Origin of the sequence: Pseudomonas sp. FSL R10-0399, assembly GCF_009600165.1 — a bacterium.
GTDB lineage: Bacteria > Pseudomonadota > Gammaproteobacteria > Pseudomonadales > Pseudomonadaceae > Aquipseudomonas > Aquipseudomonas helleri.
The window spans coordinates 13,254-28,392 of sequence record NZ_WIWK01000041.1 but is presented as its reverse complement, the minus strand read 5'-3'; the positions used below and the strand labels follow the sequence as shown (position 1 = coordinate 28,392).

General features: G+C 59.3%; 11 protein-coding genes and 1 pseudogene. 6 read left to right on the top strand and 6 right to left on the bottom strand.

Going from position 1 to position 15,139, the window contains the following annotated elements:
- The first annotated feature begins 39 nt into the window (after positions 1 to 39).
- Positions 40 to 951 carry a LysR family transcriptional regulator gene (locus GHO41_RS13890; protein WP_371928918.1) on the top strand — a complete coding sequence of 304 codons (912 nt, stop codon included), beginning with the start codon at positions 40 to 42 and terminating at the stop codon, positions 949 to 951.
- Here GHO41_RS13890 and GHO41_RS13885 read toward each other — a convergent pair.
- A complete protein-coding gene (locus GHO41_RS13885) occupies positions 945 to 1,853 on the bottom strand; it encodes a LysR family transcriptional regulator (RefSeq protein WP_153433876.1) in 909 nt (302 codons plus the stop codon). The two genes, GHO41_RS13890 and GHO41_RS13885, sit on opposite strands and share 7 nt — an antisense overlap.
- Before the next feature lie 187 nt (positions 1,854 to 2,040).
- Between GHO41_RS13885 and GHO41_RS13880 the strand changes: the two are divergent.
- From GHO41_RS13880 to lpdA, 4 genes and pseudogenes are all read left to right on the top strand, one after another.
- Positions 2,041 to 3,077: pseudogene (locus GHO41_RS13880) on the top strand (D-cysteine desulfhydrase family protein).
- A 119-nt stretch (positions 3,078 to 3,196) separates the two neighbouring features.
- Complete coding sequence (gene mdeB, locus GHO41_RS13875) at positions 3,197 to 5,869, top strand: alpha-ketoglutarate dehydrogenase (protein WP_153433874.1); 2,673 nt, start codon at positions 3,197 to 3,199, stop codon at positions 5,867 to 5,869.
- A gap of 34 nt (positions 5,870 to 5,903) precedes the next feature.
- Positions 5,904 to 7,175, top strand: a complete 1,272-nt coding sequence (gene aceF / locus GHO41_RS13870; RefSeq protein ID WP_153433873.1) for a dihydrolipoyllysine-residue acetyltransferase — start codon at positions 5,904 to 5,906, stop codon at positions 7,173 to 7,175.
- Positions 7,176 to 7,186: 11 nt separating this feature from the next.
- Positions 7,187 to 8,662, top strand: a complete 1,476-nt coding sequence (gene lpdA, locus GHO41_RS13865) for a dihydrolipoyl dehydrogenase (protein WP_206541201.1) — start codon at positions 7,187 to 7,189, stop codon at positions 8,660 to 8,662.
- A 69-nt stretch (positions 8,663 to 8,731) separates the two neighbouring features.
- On the opposite strand, the gene GHO41_RS13860 is transcribed toward lpdA, so the two are convergent.
- The 3 genes from GHO41_RS13860 to GHO41_RS13850 are packed head-to-tail and all read right to left on the bottom strand — an operon-like array spanning position 8,732 to position 12,727.
- Positions 8,732 to 10,141: an efflux transporter outer membrane subunit gene (locus GHO41_RS13860; protein WP_048372797.1), complete on the bottom strand. Its 1,410-nt coding sequence runs from the start codon at positions 10,139 to 10,141 to the stop codon at positions 8,732 to 8,734.
- Position 10,142: 1 nt separating this feature from the next.
- Positions 10,143 to 11,174 carry an HlyD family secretion protein gene (locus GHO41_RS13855; RefSeq protein ID WP_153427926.1) on the bottom strand — a complete coding sequence of 344 codons (1,032 nt, stop codon included), beginning with the start codon at positions 11,172 to 11,174 and terminating at the stop codon, positions 10,143 to 10,145.
- Positions 11,171 to 12,727 (bottom strand): MFS transporter, encoded by a 1,557-nt coding sequence (locus tag GHO41_RS13850; RefSeq protein WP_153433872.1) that lies wholly within the window; start codon positions 12,725 to 12,727, stop codon positions 11,171 to 11,173. The genes GHO41_RS13855 and GHO41_RS13850 overlap by 4 nt, the downstream gene beginning before the upstream one ends.
- A gap of 52 nt (positions 12,728 to 12,779) precedes the next feature.
- Between GHO41_RS13850 and GHO41_RS13845 the strand changes: the two genes are divergently transcribed.
- Complete coding sequence (locus GHO41_RS13845) at positions 12,780 to 13,535, top strand: IclR family transcriptional regulator (protein ID WP_153433871.1); 756 nt, start codon at positions 12,780 to 12,782, stop codon at positions 13,533 to 13,535.
- Positions 13,536 to 13,555: 20 nt separating this feature from the next.
- On the opposite strand, the gene GHO41_RS13840 is transcribed toward GHO41_RS13845, so the two are convergent.
- Complete coding sequence (locus tag GHO41_RS13840; protein ID WP_153427948.1) at positions 13,556 to 14,125, bottom strand: hypothetical protein; 570 nt, start codon at positions 14,123 to 14,125, stop codon at positions 13,556 to 13,558.
- Positions 14,126 to 14,206: 81 nt separating this feature from the next.
- Entirely contained in the window at positions 14,207 to 14,947 is a 741-nt protein-coding gene (locus tag GHO41_RS13835) for an SDR family oxidoreductase (protein ID WP_153433870.1), read from the bottom strand.
- Positions 14,948 to 15,139: the final 192 nt, after the last annotated feature.

The window sequence follows — 15,139 nt, the reverse complement described above, 5'->3', positions numbered from 1 at the left end:
TTGCTCTGTAAGCAACAGTCATTGAGCAGCAGGTTTATCGTGAGAGATCTGAATCAACGTCGAATGCGCTATTTCTATGAAGTCCTCTCCAGCGGCTCCATTCGCGGAGCGGCGGAGAATCTGAACACCGCGCCTTCTGTGATTACCCGGCAAATTCAATTGCTGGAGGAAGAGGTCGGCAGCGTCTTGTTTGAACGCCAAGCCCGCGGTGTGGTGCCGACTGAAGCGGCGCAGTTTCTTCTGGAGTTCTGGCGTGGCTGCCAGGCGCAGCAAGAACACCTCGAAGACCGCTTGCGCGGGCTCAAAGGTTTGAGGGAAGGGGATATCCGGATTGTTATCAGCGAGGGCTTTATCGACTTGCTGATCGATAAGGTCTTGAGTGAGTTCACCGACACCTATCCCGGCATTCGCATCACGCTGGATGTGTTGCCGGTCAACAGCGTGCTTGAAGAAGTCGCGCAAAGCGCCGTGAGCATTGGCCTGGCCTACAACCCCCCGGCGCACCCTGACGTGACCTATCGCGCGTCGTCCTTGCAGCCGGTTCGTTTACTGATGCGCTCGGGCCATCCGTTGGCGCAGCTCAGCGAGCCGTTGAAGCTGGAAGACATCTTGCGTTACCCGCTGGCAGTGATGCCGTCGGAATACGGCCTGGGGCAAATCATTCAGCTCGTGCTGCATACCGAAAACCTGTCCATTCGCCCGGCCATGGTCACCAACTCGCTGACGGCCCTCAGGCGGTATGTGATGAGCGGTGATGCGGTGACCATGATGAGCGAGTTCTCGGCCTTCAACGACCGGGTCAGCGGCGCGCTGGTGACCCGCTCAATCGATCACCCGCTGTTTCAGAATGTGCATGCCCGGCTGTTGGTCAAGCTCAACAAGCCGCAATCGGTAGGGGCTGAAGAGCTGCTTAAATGGATCGAGCATCGAACGTCTATTTTCGGTCAGTGAGCGTGTGGCTCAGGCGTAGACGAGCCCAGCCGTTCGCTGATGAACGTGACAAAGGCATTGAGCTTGGGCAGTGATTTTTTTGAGCGCAAATAGACCATTTGCACCGGCTTGGGCTCCGGTGCACAGGCACTCATCAGCGGCACCAACTCACCACTGGCCAATGCCGCGGCTACCAGAAAATCGGGCTGCATCAAGATCCCGCAGCCGGCAATGGCCGCTTCAAGCAGCACCTTGCCATCGTTGCTTTTGAGGACCGCCCGCTCGGGCCATGGGATGTCCTTGTTACCTTGGCGCAAGGGCCAGGCAAAGCGATTGTTCCACGAGGTGTGGGTCAAAATCCGGTGTGTAGAAAGGTCCTCCGGGGTCTGCGGCGCCTGCCAGGTGGCGAGGTATTTGGGTGCCGCGCAGATCACCATCCGGTAGGGCGGCAGTGGCCTGCAGACGAGGTTGACGTCCACCCGCTCGGAAATCCTGAAGCCCAGATCAAATGAGCTTTCGTAGAGGTCCACGACCTTATTGCTCAAGATCAGCTCAATCTGAATCTCGGGATACAGTTGCATGAACTCGGTGACGAGTGGACCAATCAACGCGCTGCCCAGGGTCATCGGCGCGGTTACGCGCAGCAGGCCGCTGGGTCTGTCGGTGGAGGCTTCGACGCGCTTGAAGGCGTACTCGATCTGCTCAAGGGCGGTTTTGGCTTCGGCGTAAAACAACCGGCCTTCACCGGTGACGGACTGGCGGCGCGTTGTTCGCTGAATCAGCCGGGTGTTCAAGGCCGTCTCAAGGCTCTGAATATGCCGCCCGACCATGACCGCCGACATGCCCACCTGAACCGCAGCCTCAGCAAAACTGCCCGCCTCGACGACGGCCACAAAGACTTCCATTTGCCTGAGCTTGCTCATAAAAAATGCCTTCTGGCTGGACAGATAAAAAACCAAAAACCCTTATAGCGCAGTTTGCGGCCTGAACAGCAGGCGACATTGATTGCGAACCTCAGGTTATACAAGTACTAACTTTCAGTGCGTTTATTACCCGCTGGTTTGTTCCTATATTAATTAAGAATAAACATCAGCGATGAGGTCACAGAACATGCAAACCAGACTGGACAAGGCTTTGGCGGCCTTTCCCCGGGCAGATGTGTTGCAGGGCGCACCCGCATTCAACGCGCCGAGCGGCTTGAGCAGGAGTTGGGCTTGCGCGAGCAAGGCGTCGGCCTTTACCTCAAGCGTGATGATCACATGCACATCGGCGGTGGTGGCAACAAGCTGCGCAAGCTTGAGTTTCATCTCGGTGCCGCGCTGAAAAACGGTGTTGATACGCTGATTACGGTTGGTGGTATTCAGTCCAACCATGCGCGTTTGACGGCGGCGGTGTCTGCGCGACTGGGCATGGCCTGCGAGTTGATTCTGACCCGCTCGGTGCCCAAGGCCGACACCGATTACGAACTCAATGGCAACGTCTTGCTGGATCAGCTTTTTGGTGCCCGGATACAGGTGCTGGCCAAGGGGGGCGACTCTCTGGCCGCCGCCGAGCACCGAGCCAATGAATTGAGAGCCGCAGGGCGCAACGTCATGGTCATTCCCACTGGCGGCTCGACGCCGTTGGGTAGCCTGGGCTACGCCCGTTGCGCGGCAGAAATCGCGCAGCAAGAGATCGAATTGGGCGTTCATTTCAGCGAAGTGGTGATCCCCAATGGCAGTGCGGGCACCCATGCCGGGCTCGCGGCAGGCTTTGAGCTGCTGGGGCGTGGGGCTTCGACCGTGAAGTCCTGGTCAGTGCTGGCCGACCAGCAAACCTCTGCGAGCAGGACGCGGCAGCTGACTCAAGAGGCGCTGGCGCTGCTCGGTCATGCAGCCACCCTTGACCCGCAGGCCATCCATATCGATGGCAGCCAACTGGGGGAAGGCTACGGGCTACCGACACCGGCAATGATCGAAGCCGTGCACCTCATGGCCCGTTGCGAAGGGCTGCTGGTTGACCCGGTGTACTCCGGCAAGGCCTTCGCAGGCCTGCTGGCAGACCTCCGCCAAGGCCGCTACCGCGCTGGCGATAACGTGTTGTTCGTCATGACCGGCGGCACTCCGGGCCTTTACGCCTACCGCGACACCTTCACCCAAAGCCTGTAGTCGCTGCCGAGGCACGAGGCAGGGAGAGATGAATCGGCGGTCCTGCGGCCCGCATCGCAGCCTTCGTGCCTCGACAGCGACTACAGCTGCGCCCTCAAATAATAATCAAGGAGGCCACCATGGGTGTGCCAAACGAACGTGTGCCGGTTGACAGTGATAGCGATGAAACCCGGGAGTGGCTGGAGTCGCTGGAGGCCGTGGTACGGGAGGCCGGCTGCGAACGCGGCCAGTTTTTACTTAAACAATTGGAGCAACACGCAAGAGCACTTGGCATCACCGCGCAGGTGCATCCGTACTCGGCCTATCGAAATACCCTTTCGATTGAACGCCAGGGGCCTTATCCGGGCGACCTGGCCGTCGAGGAACGGATTACCGCAATCATTCGCTGGAATGCATTGGCCATGGTGGTGCGCGCCAATCAGGCCTACGGCGAACTGGGCGGGCATATCGCCAGTTACGCCTCTGCCGCTGAAATTTTCGAGGTGGGGTTCAACCATTTTTTCCGTGCCCGTGATGAGCAGCATGGAGGCGATCTGGTGTTTTTCCAGCCGCACTCGGCGCCTGGGGTCTATGCCCGTGCGTTCCTTGAGGGGCGCTTGTCTGAAGAACAACTGGCGAACTATCGGCAGGAAGTCGGCGGCAACGGCCTGAGTTCATATCCGCACCCCTGGTTGATGCCGGACTTCTGGCAATTCCCGACCGGCTCGATGGGTATCGGCCCGATCAGTGCGATCTATCAGGCGCGTTACATGCGTTACCTCGAACACCGCCACCTGGCAGACACCGCCGAGCGCCATGTCTGGGGCGTTTTTGGTGACGGTGAAATGGATGAGCCCGAGTCGATTGCCGGGCTCACGCTCGCGGCGCGGGAGAAGCTCGACAACCTGACCTTTATCGTCAACTGCAACTTGCAGCGTCTGGATGGCCCGGTGCGCGGTAACGGCCAGGTCATTCAAGAACTTGAAGCACTGTTTACCGGCGCTGGCTGGAATGTGATCAAAGTGATCTGGGGCTCGGACTGGGACCCGCTGTTTGCCCGGGACACCCACAACGCCTTGTTGCAACGCTTCGCCCAGACGGTCGATGGCCAGTACCAGACGTTGGGCTCCAAGGATGGCGCCTACAATTTGCTGCACTTCTTTCAGCAGGATCCGGAGATCCAGGCGCTGGTCTCGCACATGTCGGATGCCGAGATTGATGCCCTCAAGCGTGGCGGGCATGACTTGCGCAAGCTGTACGCCGCGTTTGCCGCCGCCAAGGCGCACAAAGGCCAGCCGACGGTCATCCTCGCCAAGACCAAAAAAGGCTACGGCATGGGCGGCGCGGGGGAGTCACGCATGACCTCGCACCAGGCCAAGAAGCTGGATATCGATGCGCTCAAGGCGTTTCGGGATCGCTTCGCCTTGCCGCTGTCGGATGATGATGTAGCGCAGTTGCGCTTTTATCGCCCGGCTGAAGACAGCCAGGAAATGCGCTATTTGCGCGAACGCCGCAGTGCATTGGGCGGGTATCTGCCTGCGCGTAACAAGGGGAGTGAGCACATCGCCATACCGGCCATGGCGGACTACGCGCGTTTCGCCTTTGAAGCCGATGGCAAAGAAATGTCCACCACCATGGCCGTGGTCCGCATGCTGGGCGGTTTGCTCAAGGACAAAGAACTGGGGCCGCGAATCGTGCCGATTGTGGCGGATGAAGCGCGCACCTTTGGCATGGCCAATCTGTTTCGCCAGATCGGCATTTACTCGCCGCTGGGCCAGCTGTACGAGCCAGAAGACGCTGGCTCCATGCTCTATTACCGCGAAGCCCGCGATGGCCAGTTGCTGGAGGAGGGCATCACCGAAGCCGGGGCGATTTCTTCGTGGGTGGCGGCTGCGACCTCGTACAGTGCCCATGGCAAGCCGATGCTGGCGTTCTACATCTATTACTCCATGTTTGGTTTTCAGCGGGTTGCGGACTTGATTTGGGCTGCCGCGGATCAACGTGCACGGGGCTTTTTACTCGGCGCCACCGCCGGGCGAACCACCTTGGGCGGTGAAGGGCTGCAGCATCAGGACGGCAGTAGCCACGTGGTGGCGGCCACCGTACCCAACTGCCGCGCCTACGACCCGGCGTTCGCAGGTGAACTGGCGGTGATTGTCGACCATGGCATGCGCCAGATGATGGAGCGCGATGTCGATGAGTTCTATTACATCACCGTGATGAACGAAAACTACGCCCAGCCGTCATTGCCGAGTGGCGTTGAAGCCCAGGTTATCCGCGGTATGTATCGCTATGCACAAACAGAGGCTGATGCGCCCCGTGGTTCGGTCCGGCTGCTGGGCAGCGGGACTATTTTGCGCGAAGTGATCGCTGCGTCTGAAATGCTCGCAACCGACTGGCAGGTTGCGAGTGAGGTGTGGAGTGTCACCAGTTTCAGCGAGCTGGCGCGTGAAGCCCGTGAGGTCGAGCGGCACAACCGCCTCAACCCGGCCGAGCCTGAGCAGGTCAGCCATCTGTGCGCGTCGCTGGCTGGCGACGCGCCGGTGATTGTCGCCTCTGACTATGTTCGCGCCTGGCCGCAACTGATCGCCAGTTATGTCGATGCGCGCTTTATTGCGCTGGGCACCGATGGCTTTGGCCGCAGTGATACCCGCGCCGCCTTGCGTGACTTCTTTGAAGTGGACCGTCAGCAGATCGTTTTGGCGGCATTGGACGGCCTGGTGCGCGACGGCCGTTTACCGCGGCAGGTGTTGGCTGAGGCCGTTGAGCGTTATGGGCTGGGCGGTGATCGTCCCGCGCCCTGGACGCGCTAACGGTTGTCTTCCCTTTTTTATGCGGCGGTAAGTCATGAGTGAAATTAGAGAGATTCATGTCCCGGACATTGGGGACTTCAAAGACCTCCCGGTGATTGAGGTGTTGGTCAAACCGGGCGACACAGTGGCAATCGATGAGCCCTTGCTGACCCTGGAGTCGGACAAGGCCTCGATGGATGTACCCAGCCCCGAGGCCGGGGTTGTGGTGGCGGTGACGGTCAAAGAGGGGGATCGGGTTTCCAGGGGCAGCCCCATGCTGACGTTGCAGGTGGCGGTGAGTGCCGAGCCTGCGCCTGAACCGGTAGTCAGCAGCCCTGCGCAGATCAGTGTTGCGCCTGTGGCTGTCACTGCGCCGTCGGCTCCTGCGGCTGTTGCGGCGGTGAATCCATCGGCGGCCAAGCCGCACGCCAGCCCCTCCGTGCGCAGTTATGCGCGAAAGTTGGGGGTGGATGTTTCGCGCGTGGTGCCCACCGGCAAGGGCGGACGCATGCTGCGCGAGGATGTCGAGCGCTTCGTCAAGGACGCCATGGTGCGTCTGGATAGCCCTGGGCAAAGCGCCGGGCTCAATCTGCTGCCGTGGCCGGAGGTGGATTTTGCCCGGTTCGGTCCGGTTGAAAAAGTGGCGCTGTCACGCATCAAGAAAATCTCGGGGGCCAACCTGTCGCGCAACTGGGTGATGATTCCCCATGTCACCAATAACGAAGAAGTGGACATCACCGACCTGGAGGCATTCAGGGTTCAACTCAATCAGGAGGGCAGCAAGGAGGCGATCAAGTACACCTTGCTGGCATTCCTGATCAAGGCGGCGGCTGCGACGCTGAAGACTTTCCCGGCGTTCAACAGTTCACTGGGTAATGAAGACGGCGAGCCGATCCTGATTATGAAGCAGTACTGCCACATCGGTTTTGCTGCGGACACGCCTAATGGGCTGGTGGTACCGGTGATTCGCGATGTCGAGCACAAAGGCATCGGCCAGATCGCCACAGAGTGCGCAGAACTCGCGAAGAAGGCCCGGGACGGCAAATTGGGGCCTGCAGACATGAGCGGAGGGACCTTCACCGTTTCCAGTCTGGGCGGGATTGGCGGCACCGGCTTTAACCCGATTATCAACGCCCCGGAAGTAGCCATTCTGGGGGTAACCCGGGCACAGATCAGGCCCCTGTGGGATGGCCAGGCGTTTGCTCCGCGACTGGTTCTGCCGTTGGCGCTTTCGTGGGATCACCGCGTGGTCGATGGCGCGGCTGCGGCGCGTTTCCTTCAGCATCTGGCAGCGCTGTTGGCTGACTTTCGTCGAATTACCCTGTGAGGAGGGCGCACATGAGTCAGGTGAACGAAGTAAGTGTTGAGTGCGATGTGCTGGTGCTGGGTGGCGGCCCCGGCGGCTATTCGGCGGCCTTTCGCTCGGCCGATCTGGGCCAGAAAACCCTGCTGGTTGAGCGCTATGCCACCTTGGGCGGCGTGTGCCTGAATGTCGGCTGCATCCCCTCCAAAGCGTTGCTGCATATCGCTGCGGTGATGGAGGAAGTGCCGCACTTGGCCGCCATGGGCATTGAGTTTGGTGTTGGCCAGGTTGATCTGGGTGCGTTGCGCCGTCATAAAGAGGCGGTGGTCAACACACTGACCAGCGGGCTGGCGGGGATGGCCAAAGGGCGAAAGGTTGAGGTTGTACGCGGGGTCGGGCGTTTTCTGGACCCGCATCACCTTGAGGTCTCGCTGTGTTCGGGCGCAGGTCTTGAGCTGACGGGTGAAAAACAGCTGATCCGGTTCAAGCAGTGCGTGATTGCTGCCGGTAGCCAACCGGTGACGTTGCCGTTCATGCCGGATGATCCACGCATCGTGGACTCCACCGGCGCCCTTGAACTCAAGACGGTGCCCAAGCGCATGCTGGTGGTGGGCGGCGGGATTATCGGCCTGGAAATGGCTACCGTTTATTCGGCCCTTGGTGCACGCATCGACGTGGTCGAAAGGCTGGATGGCCTGATGCAGGGGCCTGATCGTGACCTGGTCAAGGTCTGGGAGCAGTACAACCACCCGCGTTTTGATCGGGTGATGGTCAATACCCGCACGGTGAGCGCCGAGGCCAGCGAGCAGGGCATCTGGGTGACCTTTGACGGTGAGCAAGCACCTGCCGAGCCGCAGTGTTATGACCTGGTGTTGGTTGCGGTCGGGCGCAAACCCAATGGCGACCGGATCGGCGCTGACAAGGCCGGTGTCCATGTGGATGAGCGCGGGTTTATCCGCGTCGACAAGCAGATGCGCAGCACTGTGCCGCACATTTTCGCGATCGGTGACATTGTTGGTCAGCCCATGCTGGCGCACAAAGCTGTGCATGAAGGCCATGTCGCCGCCGAAGTGGCGGCGGGTGAGGCCCTGAATAACCCTGAGCTGGTGTGCAGCCATTTTGATGCGTTGCAGATCCCCGGGGTTGCTTACACCAACCCGGAGGTGGCGTGGGCCGGGCTGACTCAGCAAGAAGCCAAAGCCCAAGGCATCAAGGTAGAGGTGGCGGTGTTCCCGTGGGCCGCATCAGGCCGCGCGATTGCCAACGGCCGCGATGAAGGCCTGACCAAACTGGTGTTCGATGACGACACGCGGCGTGTGATCGGCGGCGGCATTGTCGGTACCGGGGCGGGTGATTTGATCAGTGAAGTCTGCCTGGCCATCGAAATGGGGGCCGACGCTCTGGACATCGGCAAGACCATTCACCCGCACCCCACCTTGGGTGAGACGGTCGGCATGGCTGCCGAGGTTGCCCTCGGCAGTTGCACCGACTTGCCTGCGCGCAGGCGTTAGAGCGCCGCCTCAGGCTTGCCTCCTGCTACCAGCCAAGGAGGCAAGCGTGTCGCGATGACGGTTGCATGTTTACTCCTTGGGCCAGCCGCCGCCCAACGCCCGGTACAGGTGTACACGGTCAATGGCGGCATCGGTCGCGCTGTCGACCAGATCGTTTTGAGTTGCCAGCAAGGCCTGCTGTACGGTCAAAACGTTCAGGAAGTCTGCGGCGCCTTGGGCATAACGTTCTTTGGCGGTACGCAAGGCAAGGGTATTTTCGTTGACGGCTTTTTCCAGCGCGGCGTGGTGTTTTTGCTCGGCCGCGTAATCGGTCATGGCATTGTCGACTTCATGCCAGGCGCTCAATACCACGCGCTGGTAGTTCAATGCGGCTTCCTGCTCCTGACGTTTACGCAATTGCAGTGTGCCGGTAAGGCGACCGCCCTGAAAAATCGGCATGTACACACTGGGCCCATACGACCACTCCCGCGAGCCCCATGCCCCCAGATTTGAGCCATTGAGGGCTTGATAGCCCATGCTAGCGCCCAGGCTGACACGCGGGTAGAAATCCGCTTGTGCAACGCCAATGGCTGCTGTAGCCCGGTGTAATGCGGCTTCGCTTTGCAAGATGTCGGGACGCCGACGGGCCAGCTCCGAAGGCAGGCCCAGCGGCACATCGGGAGCTGGATGGGGGATGGCTTTGGGCTCAATCAGTTCTGCATGCAGCGTGCGTGGCGGGGTGGCGAGTAAAAAGCTGAGAGCGTTGATCAAGCGGCTTTGCGCCGCTTCAAGCGACGGCAATACGGCTTCAATCGTTGCCACCTGTGCGGCCGAGTTGGCGGTGTCCAGGTTTGTAGTCACACCATTGTCATAGCGTGCGCGGGTCAGTTGTTGGCTTTGCCGGGCAATGTCCAGGTTCAATCGCGCGACCGCCAGCTTGGCTTGCACTCCCCGCAAACGAATGTAATCAGTGGCGGTTTCAGCCGCGATGCTCAAACGTACACCGTCGCGTTGTGCCTGGCTGAGTTCGACGTCGGCGTCAGCGGCCTCGATACTGCGGCGCACATGCCCCCAGAGATCAATTTCCCAACTGGCGTCGAGGGCACTGGTCCACAGTTCAAAAGGTGCCTTGCCATTGAGGTTGGACTCGTCCAGCACCCCTTCGGCACTGTTTCGCGCTCGTTTATAAGCAGCGTTGGCACTGACCTCGGGCAGCCTTTCACTGCCGGTGACCTGACGCAGCAAGCGGCTTTGCTCCAGGCGGATACTGGCCGTGCGCACATCAAAATTGGCGCTCGCAGAACGATCGATTAACTGTGTCAGCAGCGGGTCGCCCAAGCGCTGCCACCACAGGTTATCTACCTTGGTGTCCAGGCTTGCACCGGAAGTAACAGCGGTTTGCCAAGTTGCCGGTAGTTGAGCTTCAGGCTTTTGGAAGTCCGGCCCTACGGTGCAAGCGCCAAGGCTTGCTATCGAAATAAACAGAAGCGTGCGTTTCATTTCAGCGCTCCTGGGTGACGTCGACGCTGGCAACCACCGACATACCAACGCGCAGTCGATCCAGATCCGGTTGGTGCTCATCAAACATGATTTTCACCGGGATTCTCTGCACGACTTTGGTGAAGTTGCCCGTAGCGTTGTCCGGAGCGATAGCGGAAAAGGACAGTCCGGTTGCCGGTGCCAGGCTTTCTATCCAGCCTTTGAAACTGTGCTCCGGAAAACTGTCGACACGCAGTTCCACGGCTTGGCGGGTATGCATGTGCGCCAGTTGTGTCTCGCGAAAATTAGCGATCACGAAGGCTTTGTCCACCGGGACCACCGCCATGAGGGGTTGCCCTTGGCCTACATAAGCGCCGACGCGCACGGAGCGCTGGCCGATCATGCCATCCTGAGGCGCGGTTATTTTGCTGTACGACAAATTGAGGTCCGCCTGATCCAGGGCCGCGTTAGCCTTGGCCAATGCAGCTTTGGCAACATCCACCCGGGCTTTCAGGACGCTCAGGGTTTTGACCGCTGCAATGCGGATTGCTTCATCTCGGTCGCGGGTGGCTTGCCAGCCCAGCAACTCGGCCTCGGCCTTTTGTTGTTCTTGCTGAGTACCGGCACCGGCGTTGGAGAGGTTCAGGTAGCGCTGTGCATTGGCCTGGGAGAACTTGAGTGACGCGGCCGTGGCCCGGATCGTCGCGGTGGCCTGATCAATGATTGCCGATTGGCGTTCAATGCTGGCGCCCAGGTTCTCCAATTCAGCCTTGGCTGCTTGCACGCTGGAGGCTGCGGCAGCCTGGGCAACCAGAAGGTCCCGGTCATCCAGTTCGGCCAGCAGCTGGCCGGCCTTCACTTGCTGGTTATCTTCGACCGCAACCCTGGCAATTTGTCCAGACAGGCGCGGTGATACGAAAACAGAGTCAGCCCTGATGTAAGCGTCGTCTGTACTTTGGACGGAGCTTCCACCCACCAGTCTGTAGCCGATGTAGACGACGCAAATGACGACGGCGGTAGTGACTAAGCCAATAGCAGTTCTGTGTTGTTTCATGGTGATACCGGAGGTTGCGGTGGAAAGGCGCGTTTAGGCAGGGTCAGCAGCACGACAAACATCACCGCGATAATGACCAGCAAGGCGAGGTAGGCATCGCTGAAGCTCAAGACGAAGGCTTGTTCTCGTACCCGCTCGGCCAATGCGTGGGCAGAGGGGGCATGCAGCAGGCCGGGCAAGGACGGTTGTGCTGAGGCCAGCCCGTCCAGGAGCGTATTTGAATGCACATGTTCGCGATGAGTAATGAAGTTTTCGACGGTGCAAGCGGCCACCACCGAGAACAGGCCGCGCATCGTGTTGACCATCGAAGACGCAAAGGGGCCTTCCATGGGATGAATCACCCCCGTTGCATTCATCAGCAAGGGCACGACTACCATCGGTTGGCCGAAGGTGTGCAGTATCTGCAGCACATAGAAATCGTCACGAATCCATTCGCTGGTGATCAGCGAACCGCCTGCGCAGGCGATGGCAATTAGCGCCAGACCGGTTGCCATCACATAACGTGAGTCAACCCAGTTTCGATTGATGACGGTCGCGACCAGCGGTGCGAGCAACAATTGAGGCAGCGCAATCAACAGGGCCGTTGGCATGGTTTGCAGCGGTCGATAGCCTTTGACTTCAGTCAGGTAGGCGGCGGGGATGAAGCCACTGGCCATGGTCAGGAACAAAAACAGGCACAGGGTGATAATCCCGTAGGCAAAATTGCGCCGTTCCAGCAGTTGCAGCTTGAACAGCGGCAGCGGGTGGAACCATTCGTTCAGCAAAAACAGTGGCAGGCAAATGATCGCGCCTGCAATCAGCGTGCTGATCAGCGGTGAATTGAACCAGTCGAGCCGCTCGCCCTGAGTCAAGGCAATTACCAGCATTGAAATGCCCGCGACACCCAGCAGTGCACCTCTCCAGTCGAGTTGCTTGAACCGCTCCAGCCGCAGCGGATCTTGCGGCAGGCCGTAAGCAATAAGCGCTGCCCCCATCAGGCACGTAGGTACGATCTGCCAGAAGACCATTCGCCAGTCACCGCCTTCGGTCCAGAGCGCCGCCAGTGGCATGGCCAGGTTAGGGCCGAAGGTAGCGGTGAGCGCGTACGCCGAGAGCCCGTAAAGCTTTACGTGCCAAGGTAAAAAACGCAGTGCTGCGGTCATTAGCAGGGGAGGTAATGCGCCGCCGGCCAAGCCTTGTAGTACGCGCAGCAGCACCAGGCTTTCAACGTTGGGTGCAAACGGGATAATGACGGCCAGGACAGCAAAGGAAAATGTCACCACAATGGCAAAACGGCGAAGTGAAAAGGTGACTGCCAGCCACGGCGACAGCAGCATGGCACTCACTTCGGCAGCGGCGTATGCGGAGCTGATCCAGGTCCCTTCATCATGACCAAGGCCGTAAATACCGAGAATGTCGACCAACGTGATATCGGTGACGCGGTCATTGATGCCTGACGTGAGTGCGGCAACGAGCACGCCGATAAGCCCAAGGGCAATTCGCCAGCCAAATGGAGCCGGCGCCGAGGGGGGAAGGGGAGCGGACAAGGGGAAGGTTCCTGCTGTTGAAATCATTTAACCTGACATGCGGTGCAATGTACCACTAGGCAATACTAAGGACAATCTTATGACTATTCATGAAACTGACCGTGGCGGTGTTCAGGTCATCTCACGTGCGGCAGCGATCCTTCGCTGTCTGGAGGATGAGCCTTCGGGCCTGAGCCTGGGTGCCATCGCCAAGCGTAGCGGCCTGCCGCGCTCAACCGTCCAGCGGCTGGTAGACGCACTTGCACAGGAAGAACTGCTGGAGGTGCACGGTCGTGGTGGCGTTTGCCTGGGGCCGGCGTTGATGCGTTTGGCCTCCCACAGCCACGTTGATATCACCCAAAAAGCCAGGCCCTACCTTGAGGAGCTGTCTCGTGTGACGGGTGAGACAGCAAGCCTGGTCAGTGCCAGTGGTGCGCAAATGATGATTCTTCAATCTGTGGTCTCTCCTCATGCACTGCGGGTTGCGCCGGTCGCCGGTAGTTTTCTGAGCATTTACGCCACGGCCGGAGGGAAAATCCTGTTGTCCACGATGCCTGATCAAGCCATTGGGCAATTGCTAGGCAAGGCACTCAAACCGCTCACCGAGAAAACCCCGTCGCTGTCTCAGTTGCTGGAGCAACTTGAGACGATCCGCGAGGATGGATTCGCGCTGGATTTTGATGAACATACGCTGGGTGTGGGTGCAATAGCTGTAGGGCTGCAAACACCGCAGGGCCGCTATGCGATCGATGTGGTTGGCCCGGTATGGCGTATTGATCAGGCCAAAGACGCGGTGAAAGCAGCTCTCCTGAAATGCCGGGACGATATGGTCAATGGGCTGCGCAGCATTGACTAGCCTGTTCCCGGCTCTTGGGTTTACTGGACATACGCTTGGCCGGGGAATAATGCGTCGTAGTATTTTTTGCCGTCATGCAGGTGCTGGCCGAACCCAAAGCCGTGCTCCAGCATTGTTTGCATATCGGCTTCGGTGATGCGCATCACGTAACTGTTCTCTGTAGTGACCAGGGCACACTTGCGGCCTTTTGCTTCGCGGATGCTGAACCATTTGCCTGGGTCGGCATGTTGGCTGGGGTAGACCTGGCCGTCATGCTCGACTTGCCATGCGCCATCGAGCAGGATCCAGTAATCCGCGGCTGAAGTTGCCTGCTGATCGGCTTTGGCGATCACGGCACCCGGCTCGGCCGCCCACTCCATTGAGTGATCGATCACCCACTGCAGTTGTTCCGTCGACAGTGCGGTGAAAAAAGGCGTATGCCGCAGTAAATGCAAATAGGTAATAGAGGGTTTCATCGTCATCTCTTGCATGGCATCGGGTGTGCGCTTGCCTGTACACAGGCTCAGTCCCCACGCGACCAACAGCGCAAGGAGGGTGCCGTACAGATAATTGAGTCGCCGCCGATGCGCTGTATTGACCTGAAAATTCATTGTGGTCTTGGTTGCAGGTGGTTGGCGTGAGCAGTAAAAAGGTCGGCCTTTTGGCCGACCTGACCAGGTGTCATCAATGGCTCAAATAATCCCGCCGTTGGCGCGCAGGGTCTGGCCGTTGATCCAGGCACCGTCCGGGCCCGAGAGGAACGACACAACTGCTGCGATATCCGCAGGTTGGCCCAGGCGTTCCAGCGGCGCCAGTTTGGCCAGGCGATCGATTACTTCCTGAGGTTTGCCGTTAAGGAACAGGTCGGTTGCCGTCGGGCCTGGAGCCACGGCGTTGATGGTGATATTGCGACCGCGCAGTTCTTTGGCCAGAACGCTGGTCATGGCTTCTACTGCGGCTTTGGTGGCGGCATAGATCGAGTAGGTCGGTTGCAGCAGGGCGGTCACGCTGGACGAAAAGTTGATGATCCGCCCGCCATCACGCAAGTGCTTGGTGGCTTCGCGCAGGGTATTGAAGGTGCCTTTGAAGTTGATCGCCAGCAGTCGGTCGAAGGTCGCGTCGTCGGTATCGCCCAAGGGGGCTAGTGCCATGATCCCGGCATTGTTGACCAGCACATCGACACCGCCAAAGGTTGTGATGGTGGTTTCGAACAGTTGCTTGACCGCTGCACTGTCGCTGATATCGGCCTGGACCGCGATTGCGCTGCCCCCTTGCTGGGTGATTTTATCGGCCAGGGCGTGGGCCGGTTCAGCGCTTCCCGAATAATTGACCACGACTGCGAAACCATCGTGGGCAAGGCGTTCGGCAATGGCTGCGCCAATGCCACGTGAGGATCCGGTAACGATGGCGACTTTTTTGCTGGACGTATTCATGAGTTAAAACCCTTAAGAAAATAACCTGGCCCCCGGCACGTCTGCACAGTCGTGCGGGTGAGCTTAATCGTGCTCTGTCTAAAGGTTTGCATGTTCGGTTGCGGTGAATAAAGATGGGTTTTCTGCAATCTCTATTCGTAAAATCACAATAATGTTGCGCGCTGCTCAGATCGAAAATGAAGAATAAGTCAT